At 71.1% G+C, this 17,003-nt stretch carries 22 protein-coding genes and 1 pseudogene; 12 read left to right on the plus strand and 11 right to left on the minus strand.

All coding sequences use genetic code 11. The features are described 5' to 3' along the window. The first annotated feature begins 9 nt into the window (after nucleotides 1-9). The 12 genes and pseudogenes from G7071_RS14375 (at nucleotide 10) to der (ending at nucleotide 8,035) form a co-directional block, all read left to right on the plus strand. Nucleotides 10-1,002, plus strand: coding sequence for a ParA family protein (locus tag G7071_RS14375; protein WP_166319878.1), 993 nt, complete (start codon nucleotides 10-12; stop codon nucleotides 1,000-1,002). Continuing rightward, nucleotides 987-1,337, plus strand: coding sequence for a hypothetical protein (locus G7071_RS14380; protein WP_166319879.1), 351 nt, complete (start codon nucleotides 987-989; stop codon nucleotides 1,335-1,337). Before G7071_RS14375 ends, G7071_RS14380 begins: the two co-directional genes overlap by 16 nt. Then, nucleotides 1,334-2,193, plus strand: a pseudogene (locus G7071_RS14385) (segregation and condensation protein A). The gene G7071_RS14380 and the pseudogene G7071_RS14385 overlap by 4 nt, the downstream one beginning before the upstream one ends. Continuing rightward, complete coding sequence (gene scpB / locus G7071_RS14390; RefSeq protein ID WP_166319880.1) at nucleotides 2,186-2,941, plus strand: SMC-Scp complex subunit ScpB; 756 nt, start codon at nucleotides 2,186-2,188, stop codon at nucleotides 2,939-2,941. The pseudogene G7071_RS14385 and the gene scpB overlap by 8 nt, the downstream one beginning before the upstream one ends. Next, nucleotides 2,938-3,738, plus strand: a complete 801-nt coding sequence (locus tag G7071_RS14395; protein WP_166319881.1) for a pseudouridine synthase — start codon at nucleotides 2,938-2,940, stop codon at nucleotides 3,736-3,738. Before scpB ends, G7071_RS14395 begins: the two co-directional genes overlap by 4 nt. Before the next feature lie 35 nt (nucleotides 3,739-3,773). Further along, nucleotides 3,774-4,160 (plus strand): chorismate mutase, encoded by a 387-nt coding sequence (aroH, locus tag G7071_RS14400; RefSeq protein ID WP_166319882.1) that lies wholly within the window; start codon nucleotides 3,774-3,776, stop codon nucleotides 4,158-4,160. After that, complete coding sequence (locus G7071_RS19710) at nucleotides 4,150-4,617, plus strand: prephenate dehydrogenase/arogenate dehydrogenase family protein (protein ID WP_281351678.1); 468 nt, start codon at nucleotides 4,150-4,152, stop codon at nucleotides 4,615-4,617. The genes aroH and G7071_RS19710 overlap by 11 nt, the downstream gene beginning before the upstream one ends. Further along, nucleotides 4,617-5,222 (plus strand): prephenate dehydrogenase dimerization domain-containing protein, encoded by a 606-nt coding sequence (locus tag G7071_RS19715; RefSeq protein ID WP_281351679.1) that lies wholly within the window; start codon nucleotides 4,617-4,619, stop codon nucleotides 5,220-5,222. Before G7071_RS19710 ends, G7071_RS19715 begins: the two co-directional genes overlap by 1 nt. 11 nt (nucleotides 5,223-5,233) lie before the next feature. Then, on the plus strand, nucleotides 5,234-5,896 hold the full coding sequence (gene cmk / locus G7071_RS14410; RefSeq protein WP_246210037.1) for a (d)CMP kinase: 663 nt from the start codon (nucleotides 5,234-5,236) through the stop codon (nucleotides 5,894-5,896). Next, nucleotides 5,893-6,501, plus strand: a complete 609-nt coding sequence (locus tag G7071_RS14415; protein ID WP_166319884.1) for a lysophospholipid acyltransferase family protein — start codon at nucleotides 5,893-5,895, stop codon at nucleotides 6,499-6,501. The genes cmk and G7071_RS14415 overlap by 4 nt, the downstream gene beginning before the upstream one ends. Continuing rightward, entirely contained in the window at nucleotides 6,495-6,695 is a 201-nt protein-coding gene (locus tag G7071_RS14420; protein ID WP_166319885.1) for a hypothetical protein, read from the plus strand. Before G7071_RS14415 ends, G7071_RS14420 begins: the two co-directional genes overlap by 7 nt. Beyond that, entirely contained in the window at nucleotides 6,692-8,035 is a 1,344-nt protein-coding gene (der, locus tag G7071_RS14425) for a ribosome biogenesis GTPase Der (protein WP_166319887.1), read from the plus strand. Before G7071_RS14420 ends, der begins: the two co-directional genes overlap by 4 nt. A 2-nt stretch (nucleotides 8,036-8,037) precedes the next feature. On the opposite strand, the gene G7071_RS14430 is transcribed toward der, so the two are convergent. From G7071_RS14430 to G7071_RS14480, 11 genes are all read right to left on the minus strand, one after another. Next, complete coding sequence (locus G7071_RS14430; RefSeq protein ID WP_166319889.1) at nucleotides 8,038-8,727, minus strand: M23 family metallopeptidase; 690 nt, start codon at nucleotides 8,725-8,727, stop codon at nucleotides 8,038-8,040. A gap of 154 nt (nucleotides 8,728-8,881) precedes the next feature. After that, nucleotides 8,882-9,097 (minus strand): hypothetical protein, encoded by a 216-nt coding sequence (locus G7071_RS14435; RefSeq protein WP_166319891.1) that lies wholly within the window; start codon nucleotides 9,095-9,097, stop codon nucleotides 8,882-8,884. A 72-nt stretch (nucleotides 9,098-9,169) separates the two neighbouring features. Further along, on the minus strand, nucleotides 9,170-9,919 hold the full coding sequence (cobS, locus tag G7071_RS14440; protein ID WP_166319893.1) for an adenosylcobinamide-GDP ribazoletransferase: 750 nt from the start codon (nucleotides 9,917-9,919) through the stop codon (nucleotides 9,170-9,172). Then, nucleotides 9,920-10,990: a nicotinate-nucleotide--dimethylbenzimidazole phosphoribosyltransferase gene (cobT, locus tag G7071_RS14445; protein WP_166319895.1), complete on the minus strand. Its 1,071-nt coding sequence runs from the start codon at nucleotides 10,988-10,990 to the stop codon at nucleotides 9,920-9,922. After that, complete coding sequence (gene cobU, locus G7071_RS14450) at nucleotides 10,983-11,540, minus strand: bifunctional adenosylcobinamide kinase/adenosylcobinamide-phosphate guanylyltransferase (protein ID WP_166319897.1); 558 nt, start codon at nucleotides 11,538-11,540, stop codon at nucleotides 10,983-10,985. The genes cobT and cobU overlap by 8 nt, the downstream gene beginning before the upstream one ends. Beyond that, the gene (locus G7071_RS14455) at nucleotides 11,540-12,484 is read right to left on the minus strand and encodes a CobD/CbiB family cobalamin biosynthesis protein (RefSeq protein WP_166319899.1); all 945 of its coding nucleotides are present in this window, start codon (nucleotides 12,482-12,484) and stop codon (nucleotides 11,540-11,542) included. The genes cobU and G7071_RS14455 overlap by 1 nt, the downstream gene beginning before the upstream one ends. Next, complete coding sequence (locus G7071_RS14460) at nucleotides 12,481-13,119, minus strand: adenosylcobinamide amidohydrolase (protein WP_166319901.1); 639 nt, start codon at nucleotides 13,117-13,119, stop codon at nucleotides 12,481-12,483. The genes G7071_RS14455 and G7071_RS14460 overlap by 4 nt, the downstream gene beginning before the upstream one ends. Continuing rightward, complete coding sequence (locus tag G7071_RS14465) at nucleotides 13,116-14,561, minus strand: cobyric acid synthase (RefSeq protein ID WP_166319903.1); 1,446 nt, start codon at nucleotides 14,559-14,561, stop codon at nucleotides 13,116-13,118. Before G7071_RS14465 ends, G7071_RS14460 begins: the two co-directional genes overlap by 4 nt. Next, a complete protein-coding gene (cobO, locus tag G7071_RS14470) occupies nucleotides 14,558-15,133 on the minus strand; it encodes a cob(I)yrinic acid a,c-diamide adenosyltransferase (protein WP_166319905.1) in 576 nt (191 codons plus the stop codon). The genes G7071_RS14465 and cobO overlap by 4 nt, the downstream gene beginning before the upstream one ends. Next, nucleotides 15,130-15,897 carry an ABC transporter ATP-binding protein gene (locus G7071_RS14475; RefSeq protein WP_166319907.1) on the minus strand — a complete coding sequence of 256 codons (768 nt, stop codon included), beginning with the start codon at nucleotides 15,895-15,897 and terminating at the stop codon, nucleotides 15,130-15,132. Before G7071_RS14475 ends, cobO begins: the two co-directional genes overlap by 4 nt. After that, nucleotides 15,894-17,000: a FecCD family ABC transporter permease gene (locus tag G7071_RS14480; RefSeq protein ID WP_166319909.1), complete on the minus strand. Its 1,107-nt coding sequence runs from the start codon at nucleotides 16,998-17,000 to the stop codon at nucleotides 15,894-15,896. The genes G7071_RS14475 and G7071_RS14480 overlap by 4 nt, the downstream gene beginning before the upstream one ends. Nucleotides 17,001-17,003: the final 3 nt, after the last annotated feature.

The raw sequence follows: 17,003 nt of genomic DNA on the forward strand, positions 1-17,003 counted from the left end.
GCTCCGCAGATGCCGCCCCTGGTGAGATCGCCCCAGCCGAGCGCCCCGGCCCAGCCGGCGACCGGCGTCACCGAGACCATCCCGTTCCCCCGTCCTGAGGAGACCCCCGTGGAGTCCGTCGTGGAATCCAGCCCGGTCACCGAGGCGGCCCAGCGCGCCCCGGAGATCGGCCCGACCGGTCGGCCGATGCCCGACTTCCCCGAACCGCGCCCGGTGGGTGCTCGCACCCGGGCCCGCGTGGTGTCGATGTGCAACCAGAAGGGTGGCGTCGGCAAGACCACCACGACGATCAACCTGGGAGCGTCCCTGGCCGAGTTCGGCCGCAAGGTGCTGCTGGTCGACTTCGACCCCCAGGGGTCGCTCTCGGTGGGGCTCGGCCTCAACCCGCACGAGATGGACCTGTCGATCTACAACCTGCTGATGCAGCGTGACATCGAGCTCGCGGACGTCGTGGTGCCGACCGGGGTGCCGGGCATGGACCTCCTGCCGTCCAACATCGACCTGTCGGCCGCCGAGGTCCAGCTGGTCCACGAGGTCGCGCGCGAGCAGACCCTGCAGCGGGTGCTGGCGCCGGCGCTGAGCGACTACGACGTCATCCTGATCGACTGCCAGCCGTCGTTGGGCCTGCTGACCGTCAACGCCCTCACGGCCTCCGACGGCGTGATCGTGCCCCTGGAGTGCGAATACTTCGCGCTCCGCGGAGTCGCCCTGCTGAAGACCACCATCGACAAGGTGCGCGAACGACTCAATCCGGGTCTCGAGATCGACGGCGTGCTCGGCACGATGTTCGACGGTCGCACCCTCCACAGCCGTGAGGTGATGGAGCGTCTCGTGCAGGCCTGGGGCGACAAGGTCTTCCACACCGTCATCCGCCGGACCGTGAAGTTCTCCGACGCCACGGTCGCCGGCGAGCCGATCACTGCCTATGCGTCGAGCTCGACCGGCGCCGGTCACTACCGCCAGCTCGCCAGGGAGGTGCTCACCCGATGGCCCGCCGAGTGAGCCTGCCTTCGGCCGACGACCTCTTCCGCAAGACCGTCGACGCGCAGGAGGCCGCTGCGCGTCCGGTCCGCGCCGTGGCCGACCGTCCGGGAGAGCCCGAGGCCGGTGCCAACAAGAAGCCCAGCGGCCGGGTTCGGCACGACGAGAAGATGACTGTCTACGTCACCGCCGACGAGCTCCTCGACATCGAGCACGCCCGGCTCACGCTGCGCCGCAACCAGGGCCTGGCCGTCGATCGGGGGCGCCTGGTGCGCGAGGCGCTCGCGCTCGTGCTCGCCGACTTCGAGGCCAACGGGCACGACAGTGCACTGGTCCGGCGTCTGAGCGAGGAGTGAGCGCCACACTCGGGAGCGGGAACCTCGTCGCAGGGGCGCCCGGTGACGGTGAGGCGCCGGCCTTCGCCGTACACCTGGAGAACTTCGAGGGCCCCTTCGACCTGCTGCTCAGCCTGATCGCCAAGCACAAGCTCGACATCACCGAGGTGGCGTTGTCGCGGGTCACCGACGAGTTCATCGCCCACGTCAAGACCGGTGGGCCGGTGTGGGACCTGGAGCAGACCACCTCGTTCCTGCTGGTCGCCTCGACCCTGCTCGACCTCAAGGCCGCCCGGCTGCTGCCCCAGGGCGACGTCGAGGACGAGGAGGACCTGGCCCTGCTGGAGGCGCGCGACCTCCTCTTCGCCCGACTGCTCCAATACCGCGCCTTCAAGCTGGTCGCAGGCGCCCTCGCTGAGCGGCTCGCGGCCGAGTCGACCCGACACCCGCGCCAGGTCGGCATGGAGGAGCGGTTCGCCACCTTGTTGCCAGAGGTGCTGATCGGGATCGGGCTCGACCAGTTCGCGCAGCTCGCCGCCAAGGCGCTCGAGCCCAAGCCGGTCCTCGAGGTGTCGCTGCAGCACATCCACGCGGCCAAGGTGAGCGTGCGCGAGCAGGCGGCGCTCGTCGTCGATCGGCTGCGCCGGTCGGGGACCATGACGTTCCGGGCGCTCTGCGGCGACTCACCCGACAGGCTGACGACCGTCGCGAGGTTCCTCTCCCTCCTCGAGCTCTTCCGCGAAGGTGTGATCTCCTTCGAACAGGTCACCCCCTCGGGGAGCTCACGGTGCGCTGGACCGGCGCCGAGGAGGGCGACATCGAGATCACCGACGAGTTCGACGGCACCGAGCAACCTGAAGGGCACGACGATGAGTGAGACCCCGACTCCACCGCCGACCGAGGTGGAGACGCTGGACGTCGCGGTGGCCGACCTGCGGCCCTCGCTCGAGGCGATCCTGATCGTCGCCGACGAACCGCTCGACAAGGTCCAGCTCGCGTCCGTGGTGGGGCACCCCGTCGAGGCGGTGGACGCAGCGCTGACGGAGCTGGCCGGCGAGTATGTCGAGCAGGGCCGTGGCTTCGAGCTGCGCAACGTCGCCGGTGGCTGGCGCTTCTACTCCCGCGACGAGTTCGCTGCCGTGGTCGAGGGCTTCGTCCTCGAGGGGCAGCAGGCACGGCTGACCCAGGCTGCTCTCGAGACGCTGGCGGTCGTCGCCTACAAGCAGCCGGTCTCGCGCGCACGGGTCTCGGCGATCCGCGGCGTCAATGTCGACGGTGTCATGCGCACGCTGCTCAACCGGGGCCTGGTCGAGGAAGCCGGTCAGGACCACGAGACGGGCGCCAACCTCTATCGGACCACGACCTACTTCCTCGAGCGGATCGGGATCACCTCGCTCGGGGAGCTGCCCGAGCTCGCGCCATACCTGCCCGACATGGACGACCTCGAGGGCGAGCTCGGCCAGCTGGCGTCGCACGCCGCCGAACCGGCCGCGCAGCAGCCGGCGGAGCCGACCCCGCAGCCGACCCCGCAGCAGCCGGCGGAGCCGGCAGGGCAGTCGTCAGCGCACTCTTCGCCCCACAGCGGCCAGGGCACCGAACCCGACGGCGGGACCGAGATCGCATGAAGCCCCACGACGACAAGGGCAACCACCCCTCCTCCCAGCGCCCGGAGACCGACGCCGACGGGATGATCCGGCTGCAGAAGCTGCTCGCACAGTCGGGAGTCGCCAGCCGGCGCAAGTGCGAGGAGCTGATGCTCGAGGGTGCGGTCGAGGTCGACGGCGAGGTGGTCACCCGCCTGGGCACCAAGGTCGACCCGCGCACCGCGGTGATCAGGGTCGAGGGACGTCTGCTGCCCCCCATCTCGGCAAACGTCTATCTGGTCCTCAACAAGCCGCGCGGGGTCGTGTCGACGATGTCCGACCCCGAGGGACGCACGTGCATCGGCGACCTGGTGGCCGAGCGTGCCGAACGCCTCTTTCACGTGGGCCGGCTCGACACCGACACGTCGGGCCTGATCATCCTCACCAACGACGGTGACTTCGCCCAGCGGCTCGCGCACCCCTCCTTCGAGATCGAGAAGACCTATGTCGCCGAGGTCGAGGGAGAGCTGCACAAGGGGATCATCAAGCAGCTGCTGCGCGGCGTGGAGCTCGACGACGGACCCGTCGAGGTCGCGCGCGCCCGCATCGTCGAAGGCAGTCACGGGCGGACCTCGCGCGAACGCACCATCGTCGAGCTGGTCATCCACGAGGGCCGCAACCGCATCGTCCGGCGCCTGCTGGAGCACGTCGGTCACCCAGTCACCCGACTGACCCGCACCTCGATCGGGCCCGTCGAGCTCGGCCGGCTGCCGCTGGGGGAGATGCGTGACCTGACGCTCACCGAGCTGGGGGAGCTGCTCGACACCGAGCGGGGCTGATCCACCGGGCAGCCCACGCAGCTAGGGTGACGCCCGTGGCAACGAGGGCAATCAGGGGAGCGACCCAGCTCGACTCCGACACGCGCGAGCACATGCTCGACCGGGTCGCGGAGATGGTGACCGACGTGATGAGCGTCAACCACCTGGAGGTCGACGACTTCATCTCCGTCATCTTCACCGCGACCAGCGACCTGGTCAGTGAGTTCCCTGCCTACGCCGCGCGCCGCCTCGGGTTCGGTGACGTCCCGCTGATCTGCGCCCGGGAGCTGGAGATCGAGGGCTCGATGCCGCGCTGCGTGCGGATGCTCGCGCACGTCGAGACCGACCTGCCGCGCGCCGAGATCACCCACGTCTACCTGCACGGAGCGGCCAACCTGCGGCGCGACCTCGTCAAGACGCGCGACGTCCCCGATGACGACTGAGGACGCGACGCTGATCGAGATCGTCGGCACCGGACTCCTCGGGACCTCGATCGGTCTGGCGTGCCGTCGTGCAGGGATGGAGGTGGTGCTCACCGACATCTCGGCCGAGCACGTCCGCACCGCCAGCGGCCTGGGCGCGGGTCGGCCCAGGCGGGCCGACGACCGGCCGGGGCTCGTCGTCGTCGCCGTACCCCCCGATCACCTCGCCGACGCGATCACGGCGGCGCTGGACGGCAGCGACGCGGTCGTCACCGATGTCGGCAGCGTCAAGGGCCGCCCGCTGGCCGAGGTGACTCCCCGGGTGACACCTGACCAGCTGTCGAGGTATGTCGGGTCGCACCCGATGGCCGGCAGCGAGCGCTCGGGGCCGCTGGCCGCAAGCGCCGCACTCTTCGACGGTCGCCCCTGGGCGATCACCCCGCACGAGGGCTCTGCCCGGCGGCCGTCGAGGCGGTGATGCGGCTGATCGACGTCTGCGGAGCGATGGCGACGAGGCTCTCCCCGGTGGAGCACGACAAGGCCGTCGCCCGCACCTCCCACCTGCCTCACCTGGCGGCCGTGCTGGTCGCTGGACGCCTTGCTGGCGCGCCACCCGACCACCTCGCGCTGTCAGGGCAGGGAGTGCGTGACGTCACCCGGATCGCTGCGAGCGACCCGGTGCTGTGGCAGCAGATCCTCGCTGCCAACTCACAGGCGGTCGGCGAGCTCCTGGGCGAGCTGCGGGGGCGCCTCGACGTCCTCATCGACGCGGTCCACAACGACGAGTGGGAGACCCTGCGCTCCATCCTCGGTGAGGGGGTCGCCGGCACCTTGGCGATCCCGGGCAAGCACGGCGGTCCGGTCCGGCCGATGCTCTCGGTGTTCGTCTCCGTGCCTGACAACCCCGGTGAGCTCGCGCGCCTGTTCGGCGACGCCGGCGAGATCGGCGTCAACATCGAGGACGTGCACATCGACCACGATCCCGGCCGGCCGGTCGGGCTCACCGAGCTGGTGGTGGAGGAGAGTCGCGCCGAGCACCTCCTCGACGCCCTGGAATCCCGCGGATGGACGATCCACCGGTAGTCTCACCCCCCGTGAGTTCACTTGTCGTAGCCATTGATGGACCCTCCGGCTCCGGCAAGTCCAGCACTTCGCGGGGAGTCGCAGGGCGGCTCGGGCTGCGCTACCTCGACACGGGTGCGATGTTCCGCGCGATCACCTGGTGGATGCTCGCCCAGGGCGTCGACCTGACCGATCCGGAGGCGATCGCGGCGCACGCCGACGAGCCGCAGATCGAGTCCGGCACCGATCCGGACAACCCGACGATCCGCGTGGACGGGGCCGACGTCTCGGTCGCCATCCGCAGCGACGAGGTCAACGCTGCAGTGAGCCCGGTCAGTGCAGTGCCCCGGGTGCGGTCCCGGCTGCTCGAGCTCCAGCGCCAGATCATCGGAGCCGGCGGGATCGTCGTCGAGGGCCGCGACATCGGGTCGGTGGTGGCGCCGGACGCCCCGGTGAAGGTCTATCTCAGCGCCGACGCCCAGGCACGCGCCATCCGCCGGGCCGCCGAGGCCGGCGGCGACGTCGCCGCGACCCAGGACTCCCTGCTCGCTCGCGACCGGATCGACTCGGGGCGGGCCACGGCTCCCCTCGTGCTGGCCGAGGGCGCGGTCCACATCGACACCACGCCATACACGCTGGACGAGGTCATCGAGCAGGTCGTGACGCTCGTGGAGGCCCTCGAGGCCGAGGCATGACCGAGCTGCCCAGGCCGAGTGACCAACACCCGCGGCGCGGGCTGCTGCGGGTCCTGCGACCGGTCGCGCGTGCCGGAGTGGGCACCTATTGGGACGTCAAGGTCCATGACCGCACCCGGGTGCCCGCTGACGGTCCGGTCATCCTGGCCTCCAACCACACCGGCTGGCTCGATGGTCCGTTGCTCACCGTCCTGTCCCCCCGACCGGTCCACGCCCTGACCAAGCAGGAGATGTTCGCCGGCAGGCTGGGCCCGGTGCTGCGGGCTGCGGGCCAGATCCCTCTCGACCGCTTCGGCGCAGACCCGAGCGCCGTCAAGTCGTGCCTGCGCGTGCTGCGCGACGGTGGCGTGGTCGGGATCTTCCCCGAGGGCACCCGCGGGGCGGGGGAGTTCGACGTCTTCCACCACGGCGTCACCTATCTCGCGCTGGCGTCCGGGGCGCCGGTGGTCCCGGTGACCCAGGTCGGGACGCGTGCCAGGGGTGCGCACAGCGGCGACCTCCCCCCGCGTGGCAGCACCATCGACATGGTCTTCGGCCAGGCGTGGAGCACCCCCGCCTGCCGTGGCCACGCACCCGGGAACACATCCTGGCCACTTCGTTGTTGATCTGGGAGCACCTCAGGCAGGAACAAGCGCGAGCCCTCGCGCTGCTCGGGCGGTCGCTGCCCGGACCACTGCCGGCAGGCGACCGGGAGGCCGACCCCGCGACGGGGTTCGGCAGCCATGCCGACGACTACTCGGCACCAGCCGGGCACACCAACCAGGACAGCAGTCCACCCGACCAGCAGGGAGCCCCATGACCGAGTACGACGACGAGCCCACGGGCCCGACACCGGTGCTCGCCGTCGTCGGGCGCCCCAACGTCGGGAAGTCCACCCTCGTCAACCGGATCATCGGCCGCCGTGAAGCCGTCGTCGAGGACCGGCCGGGCGTGACCCGCGACCGCGTCTCCTACGACGCCAACTGGAACGGCCGCGCCTTCACCGTCGTCGACACCGGCGGGTGGGACCCGGACGCCCGTGGCCTGTTCGAACGCATCGCGGCACAGGCCGAGGTCGCCGTCACGCTGGCCGACGCGGTCCTGTTCGTCGTCGACGCCACTGTCGGCATCACCGACGCCGACGAGGCAGTCGTCAAGATCCTCCGCAAGTCCGGCAAGCCGGTCGTGCTGGCGGCCAACAAGGTCGACGACCAGCGCGCCGAGGCCGAGGCCTACGGCCTGTGGAACCTGGGACTGGGCGAGCCCTTCGCCGTCTCCGCCCTCCACGGTCGTGGCTCCGGCGACATGCTCGACGCGATCCTGGCTGCACTGCCCGAGACGCCGCCCGAGACCTTCGGTGAGATCGGTGGGCCTCGGCGCATCGCCCTGGTCGGCAAGCCCAACGTCGGCAAGTCCTCCCTCCTCAACAAGCTCGCCGGCTCCGAGCGGGTCGTCGTCGACGACGTGGCCGGCACCACCGTCGACCCGGTCGACGAGCTGGTCGAGATGGGCGACCGCACCTGGCGCTTCATCGACACGGCAGGCATCCGCAAGCGCGTCAAGGAAGCCTCGGGTCACGAGTTCTATGCCTCCTTGCGCACCTCGACCGCCATCGACCGGGCCGAGGTGGCCGTCCTGGTGCTGGACGCCGGCCAGACGGTCTCCGAGCAGGACATGCGCATCATCCAGACGATCCGCGACGCCGGGCGTGCCATGGTGATCGCCTTCAACAAGTGGGACCTCGTCGACGACGAGCGCCGCTACTACCTCGAGCGTGAGATCGAGCGCGATCTCGTGCAGGTGCAGTGGGCGCCCCGGATCAACATCACCGCCAAGACGGGATGGCACGTCGACCGGCTCGTGCCTGCGCTCGACAAGGCGCTGGCAGGCTGGGAGACGCGGATCTCGACGGGAGCGCTCAACACGTTCCTGGGCAGGCTGGTGGGGGAGCACCCGCACCCGGTCCGCAGCGGCAAGCAGCCCAAGATCCTCTTCGCCACCCAGCCCTCGACGTCGCCGCCGACCTTCATCCTGTTCACCAGCGGCAAGCTCGACGCTTCCTACGAGCGCTTCATCGAGCGCAGGCTGCGTGAGCAGTTCGGCTTCGTCGGCACACCCATCATCCTGCAGCAGCGCCCACGCGAGAAGCGCAAGCGCTGAGCTCAGGGAGCCAGGTCGTGGCCGGTCAACCACTCGACCGGGTCGATGGCATCTCCGCCGTCGGGGTGGATCTCGAGGTGCAGGTGCGGGCCGGTGCTGTTGCCGGTGGAGCCGACCATCCCGATCGACTCGCCGAGCTCCACGGTCTGGCCCGGCTCGACGAGTGACAGCAGCTGGTGGGCATACCAGACCTCGGTGCCGTCCTCGAGCGTGAGGATCGTGCGCAGTCCGTAGGGGCCGGCATCGGCGACCTCGGTCACGGTCGCGTCGGCGACGGCGACCAGGGGAGTGCCGGAGGACGCGGCGAAGTCGAGACCGGTGTGGGTGCTTGCCCACATGGCGCCGGCGAGGCCGAACCCCGCGGAGATGCGGTAGCTGTCAGCAGGCACCGGCAGCACGTGGTCGAGGTCGGTGACGTCGCCGTGGTAGCCGAGGGCCGCGAGGCGCTGGGCCCGCACCTGCTCGACCGCTGCGTGCTCGTCGGCCGCAGACATCATGGCCGTGAGCGCCTGCTCGCGGTGGTCGACGTGGCGCGCGACAGCCGCCTCGAGAGCCGACGGGGCCTTGGCAGACCTGGCGGACTTGGCTGTCCCCCCGGTGGGATCGGAGGGTACGGCGCTGGCCGGCCCGGCGACGAACAGCAGCGATGCGCAGGCACCGATGACCGCTGTCGCGACACGACCAAGCAACATGTACAGACACCCTTCGACGAGACGGCCTCGTCAATGGTGGCTGTGCGCAGGCGTGCGCGGAGGGGCTTTGCGCCAACTGGGTCGGTGATTGATTCGATCGGGTGGTGTTTGCCCGAAACGGTCCCCGGGCCGGGGAATGGGTGCTACAGGCGGGTCACTTCGAAGGTTCGGGGAGGTCCACGTCGACCTTCTTGCAGTCCACCTTCGGGTTGACGCCCATGAAGTTCAGCGGACCGGCGACGACGGTCAGCGCGATGTTGCTCGCCTCCGCGCAGTTGGTCTTGGCGTCCGAGAAGTAGTCGCGGTCGTAGGCGGCGAACGCGCCGATGACCAACCAGATGACGAGAAGGAGAGAGATGAGTCGGCCCATCCGTCCACGGTAGGGGGATGCCCGCCCGATTGTCTGCACCCGCACGGGCGTACGGCGCGTCGCGGGCCGGCGTCAGGCGAGGACGGCGACCGCCGCCAACAACATGGCTGACACGGTCAGCTCCGCGCAAGCGCCGAGCACGTCCCCGGTCACGCCGCCGATGCGGCGCTGCGCCAGGAGCCCGATCGACAGGGTGGTCAGCGCAGCAACGAGGGTGACCAGCAGCGCCGCCCCGGGATCGACAGCGACCGTCGCTGCCGACCCGACGAGCACCAGGACGAGACCGGTCAGCAGCTGCCTCGTGCCCAGTCCCTCGACCACGGCACGGCCGGTCCCGTCGGTCCGGGCGTAGGGCAGCAGCCGCGCCAGCGGCAGCATCGCTCCGCGAGACGTTGCGTACACGCCGACCAGGAGAAGCAGCATCTCCTCCGGCCGAAGCGCGTGCAGCAGGGCCGCCAGGGCGGCCACCTTCACCAGCAGGTGCAGTGACAGGGTTGCTGCGGCATACACACCGATGGCGTGGTCCTTCATGATCTGCAGCCGGTGCTCGCGGTCGCGGCCGGCCAGTCCGTCGGCGCAGTCGGCCAGCCCGTCCAGGTGCAGGGCGCCGGTGAGGATCACTTCTGCAGCGACCGCCAAGGTGGCAACGACCAGCACCGGCCACAGCTCCCCGGCTCCGACGGCGATGCCCCCCACGACGCCCCCGATCCCGGCACCGACCAGGGGATAGAGCGCGGCGGCACGAGCGGGATCGACGCCTCCCGCCGAGGACGGGACCGGCACCCGGGTGAGCAGCATCGTGGCCGCGGCCAGGGTGCGCACTCAGGTCACCGGACTGGTCTGGTCCAGGCCGAGGCTGGCGAACGTCGCCATCTCGGTGAGCACAGCGATGGACGAGCGCACGACGTTGATCGCGAGGGCCGCCCCGCTGCCCTCGCCGAGTCGCATCTGCAGGTCGAGCAGCGGCCGCAGCCCCAGCGCGGCGAGCTGCAGGGCGTGGCCGGGCTCGGGAGAGAGGTGCGCTGCGACCATCGCGTCGGTGCACGCGGGCGCGAGTCGGGCGGCCACCAGCGCAGCGGCCCCGGTGATGAACCCGTCCACGAGCACAGGGACCTTCCGCTCTGCGGCGCCGAGCACGACACCGGCAAGCGCCGCCACCTCGAGACCACCCATCGCAGCTAGGACGGCGAGTGGGTCGTCGGACACTGATGCGTGTCGCGCCAGGACCTGGTCGACCACCGAGACCTTGTGGGCCACCTGCTCGTCGTCGAGGCCGGTGCCGCGGCCACACGTCGCGGCAGCATCAAGACCGAGGAGCGCAGCGGTCAGTGCGCTGGCGGTGGTGGTGTTGCCGATGCCCATCTCGCCGAGGGCAATGAGGTCGACACCGTCGTCGACGAGCTCATGGGCGAGGTCGATGCCCTGGCGGAGCGCCGCAGTGGCCTCGGCCGGGGTCATCGCCGGACCGTCGACGCTGTTGGCGGTGCCCGGACGGATGCTGAGGTCGAGCACGCCGGGCACCACCGGTGGGTCGATCACGCCGAGGTCGGCCACCACCAGCCGGGCACCGGCGGCTCGGGACAGCACCGCCACGGCGGCCCCGCCGGTGCCGAACGCGGTGAGCATCAGCCCGGTGACTGCCTGGGGGAACGCGCTCACCCCTTCGCGGGCGATGCCGTGGTCGGCGGCGCAGACGACGACGGCGGGGGTCGGGTCGGGCAGGTCGACTCGGCCGCGCAGGGCCGCGATGCGGATCGCGACCTCCTCCAGGAGACCCAGGCTGCCCAGGGGCTTGACCTTGTCGGCCATGGCGGCCGTGGCCTCCCGCCGGGTCTGGTCGGAAGCGGGCCGGATCGCCTCGATGGTGCTCATCAGCACGGTCAGGTCAGTCATGGGTTCTCCTTGTGATGAGGTCGAGGTCGTGGTTGTGGTCACCGAGCGTGAGAGCGCGCCCGGCGACCATGAGCTGGGCGAGCGAGGCATGGCGGGAGAAGGTGGCGTTGACCCGGCCGAGCCGGTCGCGGTAGTCGCGGCCGAGGGGATGCATCGGCACCAGGCCCATGCCGACCTCGTTGCTGACCACGATCCAGTCCGCCCTGCTGGCGGCGCAGGCTGCGGCGACCCGCTCGGCTGCTGCTTCGATCTCGACCCCGCAGTCACCGCGCTCGAGGAGGTTGGCGACCCACAACGAGAGGCAGTCGATGATTCCCACGGACTCGGCTCCGACCCCGGCGACCGCCGCTCCGAGGTCGAGCGGCGCCTCGACGGTTTCCCAGCGGGCTGGGCGCTCGGCCCGGTGCAGCCGGATCCGGTCCGCCATCTCTGCGTCACCTGCCCGCGCGGTCGCGATGAACGTGACAGGACGGTCGCTCGCGCTGGCCATCAGCACGGCGCGAGCCGACTTACCGCTGCGGGCTCCGCCGGTCAGGAAGGTCAGTGCCATCAGGTGGTCCTCCTCGTGCGCATGGCCCCGGCGTGGGCGGGCGCGAGCCGGCGGTCTGTCCACCACAGCAGCACCAGCGCCCCGATGAGCGCCCATTCGACCCGGCTCGTCAGCTCTCGCGCCCTCGAGATGTCGACCGCCTCGGGGCGGGCGCCGTCACCGAGTCGTGGCCGGTCCTCGTGGCGTTCGCCGTAGTGCAGCGGGCCGCCGAGCTCACGCCCGAGCGCGGCAGCGACCGCGGCTTCCGCCACGCCGGCGTTGGGGGAGGGGTGCAGGTGGGCATCGCGTCGTACGGCTCCGCGGACAGCGCTCGCGCGGCCGGGCTCGGCCGCCATGACCAGCAGCGCGAAGAGTCGGGCCGGGATCCAGTTGGCGCCGTCGTCGAGGCGGGCTGAGGCCCAGCCGTAGTTCTCGTAGCGGTCGTCGTGGTGGCCGACCATGGCGTCCATCGTGTTGATCGCCCGGTGCGCCAGCACCCCGGGGGCGCCGGCGAGGAGACCCCAGGCGGCTGGTGCGATCACGGCGTCGACCGAGTTCTCCGCCAGCGACTCGACCACGGCTGCAGCGATCGCCGATGCGTCGAGTCGGCTCGGGTCGCGACCGACGAGCGAGGGCAGGTGGGCGCGAGCGCCTGCCAGGTCACCGTCGAGCAGGGGTGCCTCGACCAGCCGTGCCGCCCGGCGCAGCTCGCGACCAGCCGCGCAGAGCCCCACGGCCAGGACGGTGGAACTTGTCGCCCGGCCGGCCACCGCGCCGAGCGCGACACCCGCGAGGGCATGGCGCACCCCGGCGGAGCGGCTGTCGGCGTAGGTGACTGCCTCGACCCGTTGCATCGCCGTTCCGAACCAGCCCACCGGGTGCCAGCGGTCCGGCGGCTCCGGCAATGCCTTCTGCAGCAGCAACCCGAGAGCGACGCCGATCGCGCGATGTCCCAGGCGGCTCATCGGGCACGTCCCGGATGTGCGGCCAGCCCCTGGTGCACGGCGGCATGCGTCGCCATCGCCAACCGATGACCCCAGGTGGACCGCACACCCCCGAACCGCTCCGCCCGGTCTGCGACGGGGCAGACCAGCGTGATCGCGTCGCTCGCTGTTCCCGTGCCGGGCACCTGCGTCTCCAGCAGTGCCTGGGTCTTGGCCTCCGTCATGGCGAGCAGGGCCTGGACCATCGCGGGCTGCTCCAGGGCGACCGGCAGCTGCGCGACCAGGTTGATCGTGCCCGGCCAGAGGGCGTGCCCGGCCTCCGGGTCGGCGGCCCACGTCGGCTTGGTGACCCCGACGGTCGCGCACACCGACGCTCCCTCGAAGCACGCATGCTCCGCCCGGGTGACGTCGACGGCCGTGAACATCGCGATGCCCGACCCGGAGAGGTCCCGCCCGGTCGCGATTGCTGCTGCGTGCTCGTCGAGGTCGATCCGCGAGTAGTCGTGCGGCACACCGACGTTGAGCAGCCAGGCAGGCGTGCTGAAGCCACCGCCGACCGAGGCCGACGACAACGCGTGCACCGGACGATCGAACTGCCAGACCAGGACGTGCCGGTGGTCGGGGCCGGGAGGCAGGATGCTGGCGCCATACGTCATCGGAACCACCCCGGGGCCTCGGAGGCCGGCAGGGCCGAGGTCGCGATCTCGTCCACGGCCGCCAGGTCGAGGTGGTCGCCGAGCCATGCCGCCAGGTGGTCGAGGTGCTCGTCCACGGCCGTGTCGAAGGGCACGGGGGACGGGACATAACGCCGTCCACGCGACCGTGCCACCTCGCCCAGGAAGGAGTGCCTGAAGCTGTCGTCATCGAAGAGGCCGTGCACGCTGGTCCCGTGCACCGAACCCCGGCGGCTGCCCTCGACGCGGGCGTCCCAGGGATCGCCACCCGTTGGGCGTCCCCACCGGATCTCATAGCCGGAGCCGGTCCGGCGCACGATCTTCGGCGTGGCGAACGTCGTCTCCACGTCCAGCAGGGCCAGCCCGGACACCCGGCCTGATCCTGACTCGATCGGGTCGTCGATCCACCGCCCGAGCATCTGATAGCCGGCGCAGATCCCGAGCACAGCCGCATCGGTGCGGGCCACGGCGTCGGCCAGGCCGCGCTCGCGGGCCCACGCCAGGTCGGCGACCGTCGTGCGACTGCCCGGCAGGATCACGAGATCCGCGTCCTCGACGTCGTCGGGATGGGTGGCCCAGCGCAGGCTCACCGAAGGTTCCATCACGAGCGGGTCGAAGTCGGACGGGTTGGCCAGGTGCGGCAGCCGCACGACCGCTACCCGCAGGGGCGACGGCGAGGTGACCGGTCGCGTGGTCGCCGCCAGGTCGAGGCTGTCCTCGAGGCCGAGCATCGGATGGTGACCGAGGTGCGGGAGCACTCCGAGCACTGGCAACCCGGTGCGGTCGGTGAGCTCTGCATGACCGGAGTCGAGCAGGGAGGCATCGCCGCGGAACTGGTTGAACACGAAGCCGCGAACCTGACGCCGCAGGTGGTCCGGGAGCAGCGCCCAGGTCCCGTATGCCGACGCGAACGCCCCGCCACGGTCGATGTCGACCAGCACGATCGCCGGCATGCCGGCGGCAGCCGCGAGCGGCAGGTTGACCAGGTCGCGGTCCAGGAGGTTGATCTCCGCCGCTCCACCAGCACCTTCCGCGACCACCCAGTCGTGCTCCGCGCGCAGCGAGGTGAATGCGTCGAGGACCACGTCCCGCAGACCACGCGAGACCTCGCCGTAGCCGGCGGCGTCCGTGAGCGAGAGCTCGTCACCGAGCACGACGAGGTGGCTGGTCCGCTCGGCCGACGGCTTGAGCAGGATCGGGTTCATCCGTCGGTCCGGGGCCACCCGTGCCGCCACCGCCTGCATCGCCTGGGCGCGTCCGATCTCGCCACCGTCGGCCGTGACCGCGGCGTGGTTGGACATGTTCTGGGCCTTGAACGGCGCGACGTCACGCCCGGCGTCTGACCAGGTCCGGCACAGCGCGGAGGTGACGGTGGACTTGCCGGCACCGCTGGTGGCACCGCAGACCAGCAGGGCGCCGCTCAATAGTCGATCCCCTTGCGTGCCCGGATGCCTTGTTCGAAGGCGTGCTTGACCTTCACCATCTCCGTGACGGTGTCCGCGACGTCGATGACCGGCTGCGGCATCTCACGTCCGGTGAGGAAGACGCTGGTGTCGGTCGGTCGCTCCCGCAGGGTCGCGGCGACGTCGTCGGCGTCGATCCAACCCCAGTTCATCGGATAGCTGACCTCGTCGAGCAGGATCATCCGGTGCTCGCCTGCGTTGATGAGGTCCTTGGCGAACGCCCAGGCCGCCACTGCCTTGGCCCGGCTCTCGTCGAGGTCGGTGGAGTCCCAGCTGAAGCCGTCGCCGGCGGTGAACCAGTCGACCCCGATCTGACGGCTGATCTTCTCCTCGCCGGTGTGCCAGCTGCCGCTCTTGATGAACTGCACCACGGCGGTCGGCCACTCCCGCGCCACCGACCGCAGCACGGTGCCGAAGGCTGCCGTCGACTTGCCCTTGCCGTGGCCGGTGTTGACCAGCACCAGCGACGGCGCCGAGTGCAGCTCGCGCTTGTCGTAGGGGCGCTTCGTGCGCGGCTCTGCGTGGTCTGTCATGGGGTGTTCCTTCCGGTGGTGGTCGAGCGGTGGGGGAGGACGACGAGCTCGTCGTCGAGTCGGTGCACGTCGAGCGGGGTGCGATAGACGCGCGACAGCACGGCGGGGTCCAACACCTGGCTGGGGGCACCGACCGCCTCGGTCGACCCGGCTGCGAGCAGCTGGAGGCGGTCGGCGTGGCGCGCGGCGGAGCCGAGGTCGTGCATCGCGGCGATCACGCTGATGCCGTCTTGTCGTCGCAGCTCGTCGACCAGGCTCAGCACCTCGGCCTGGTGGCCGAGGTCGAGGGCGCTGGTCGGTTCGTCGAGCAGCAGGACCCGGGTCTGCTGGGCGAGGGCTCGTGCCACGACCGCCCGTTGGGCCTCGCCACCCGAGAGGGACGTGACGGGACGGTCGGCGAACTCGTCGAGACCCAACCTGCCGATCACGTCCGCTGCGATCCGGCGGTCTCGGCGGGTCTCGCCGCGCAGCCAGCCCAGGTGGACCGTGCGGCCGAGCAGGACGTATTCCACGACCGACATGCCGTCGGGCAGCAACGGCGCCTGCGGCATCAGCGCGATCTGAGTGGCGCGCGGGCCGGCCCCGATCTCGAGGGTGCCGGTGTGGCGCAGGACGCCGGCGAGCGCCTTGAGCAGGGTCGACTTGCCGGCGCCGTTGGGCCCGATCACGCCGAGCCACTCCCCGGCGTCCAGCTCGAGGTCGATGCCGTGCAGCACCTCCGTGCGGCGAAGGCGGACCCGCAGTCCGGCGGCGCGGAGCCTCATCTGGGTCCACCCCGGCGCCAGAGCACGAACGCGAAGAAGGGAGCTCCCACGAACGCCGTGATCACGCCCACCGGGAGCTCAGCCGGTGCGACCAGCGTGCGTGCGCCGACGTCGACGCCGGCCAGGAAGGCACCCCCGAGCAGCCCCGAGAGCGGCAGGATCACCCGATAGCTGTGACTGGTGAGCATCCGCACCACGTGCGGCACCACCAGCCCGACGAACGCGATCAGGCCGCTGACCGACACCGCCGCAGCCGTCATCAGGGTGGCCGCGACGATCACGACCAGCCGCACTCGTGCCGGCTTGAGTCCGAGCGCCATGGCCTCGTCGTCCCCCAGGCGCAACACGTCGAGGTGTCGGGCGCAGCCGAGCAGCACCACGCCGGAGAGGACGACATAGGGGAGCAGCAGCAACACCTGGTCCCAGCCGTGGGTGGTGAGCTGCCCGAAGAGCCAGCTCAGTGCCTCTCGCGCCCTTGTCTCGTCGAGCTGCTGCAACGCATAGGTCTGGGCTGCGGAGAAGAGCGCCGCCATCGCCACGCCGGAGAGAAGCAGGGTCGCGGTCGAGGCGAACGAGCCGCGAGCGATCAGGGCTGACCCGCTGACTGCGAGCAGTGCGCCGGCGAACGCTGCTGCAGGGACTGCGCTGAAGGGCCCGAAGCTCAGGTCCAGTTCGAAGCCGAGCGCGAGCACGGCGCCGAGTCCGGCCCCCGCCGAGACCCCGAGCAGGTAGGGGTCGGCGAGCGGGTTGCGGAAGACCCCCTGGTAGGCGGCTCCGGCCATCCCGAGCGCCGCCCCGACGAGCATGCTCAGCACCATCCGCGGCAGCCGGATGGACCACAGGATCGCCTCCTGGGAGGTGGTCAGCCCTGAGTCGACCGCGACCCCGGGCAACGCGTCGAGCAGCGCCGACACCACTCCGGCCACCGGCAGCCCGGCGGCGCCCCGGGTCGCGCTGACCAGGCCCGCAACTGCGAGCACGGCCAGCGCGACCATCAGGGCAGGCAGGGACAACCGATAGGCACGATCGGCCGCACGGACGACCGTGCCGGGCGTCTCGAGCGCCGGTGACTGTGCCGGTGCCGAAGTGGTGTCGGTCAGCATGTG

The organism is Nocardioides piscis, assembly GCF_011300215.1.
Lineage (GTDB): Bacteria > Actinomycetota > Actinomycetes > Propionibacteriales > Nocardioidaceae > Nocardioides > Nocardioides piscis.

Coding starts and splice junctions, on each gene's coding strand:
- G7071_RS14375 (WP_166319878.1), top strand. CDS start 10: ATGCCGCCCCTGGTGAGATCGCCCCAGCCGAGCGCCCCGGCCCAGCCG.
- G7071_RS14415 (WP_166319884.1), top strand. CDS start 5,893: ATGACCGAGCTGCCCAGGCCGAGTGACCAACACCCGCGGCGCGGGCTG.
- G7071_RS14395 (WP_166319881.1), top strand. CDS start 2,938: ATGAAGCCCCACGACGACAAGGGCAACCACCCCTCCTCCCAGCGCCCG.
- G7071_RS14475 (WP_166319907.1), bottom strand. CDS start 15,897: ATGAGGCTCCGCGCCGCCGGACTGCGGGTCCGCCTTCGCCGCACGGAG.
- cobT (WP_166319895.1), bottom strand. CDS start 10,990: ATGACTGACCTGACCGTGCTGATGAGCACCATCGAGGCGATCCGGCCC.
- cobU (WP_166319897.1), bottom strand. CDS start 11,540: ATGGCACTGACCTTCCTGACCGGCGGAGCCCGCAGCGGTAAGTCGGCT.
- G7071_RS14435 (WP_166319891.1), bottom strand. CDS start 9,097: ATGGGCCGACTCATCTCTCTCCTTCTCGTCATCTGGTTGGTCATCGGC.
- G7071_RS14460 (WP_166319901.1), bottom strand. CDS start 13,119: ATGACGTATGGCGCCAGCATCCTGCCTCCCGGCCCCGACCACCGGCAC.
- G7071_RS14430 (WP_166319889.1), bottom strand. CDS start 8,727: ATGTTGCTTGGTCGTGTCGCGACAGCGGTCATCGGTGCCTGCGCATCG.
- G7071_RS19710 (WP_281351678.1), top strand. CDS start 4,150: ATGACGACTGAGGACGCGACGCTGATCGAGATCGTCGGCACCGGACTC.
- G7071_RS14480 (WP_166319909.1), bottom strand. CDS start 17,000: ATGCTGACCGACACCACTTCGGCACCGGCACAGTCACCGGCGCTCGAG.
- scpB (WP_166319880.1), top strand. CDS start 2,186: ATGAGTGAGACCCCGACTCCACCGCCGACCGAGGTGGAGACGCTGGAC.
- der (WP_166319887.1), top strand. CDS start 6,692: ATGACCGAGTACGACGACGAGCCCACGGGCCCGACACCGGTGCTCGCC.
- G7071_RS14455 (WP_166319899.1), bottom strand. CDS start 12,484: ATGAGCCGCCTGGGACATCGCGCGATCGGCGTCGCTCTCGGGTTGCTG.
- G7071_RS14380 (WP_166319879.1), top strand. CDS start 987: ATGGCCCGCCGAGTGAGCCTGCCTTCGGCCGACGACCTCTTCCGCAAG.
- cobO (WP_166319905.1), bottom strand. CDS start 15,133: ATGACAGACCACGCAGAGCCGCGCACGAAGCGCCCCTACGACAAGCGC.
- G7071_RS19715 (WP_281351679.1), top strand. CDS start 4,617: ATGCGGCTGATCGACGTCTGCGGAGCGATGGCGACGAGGCTCTCCCCG.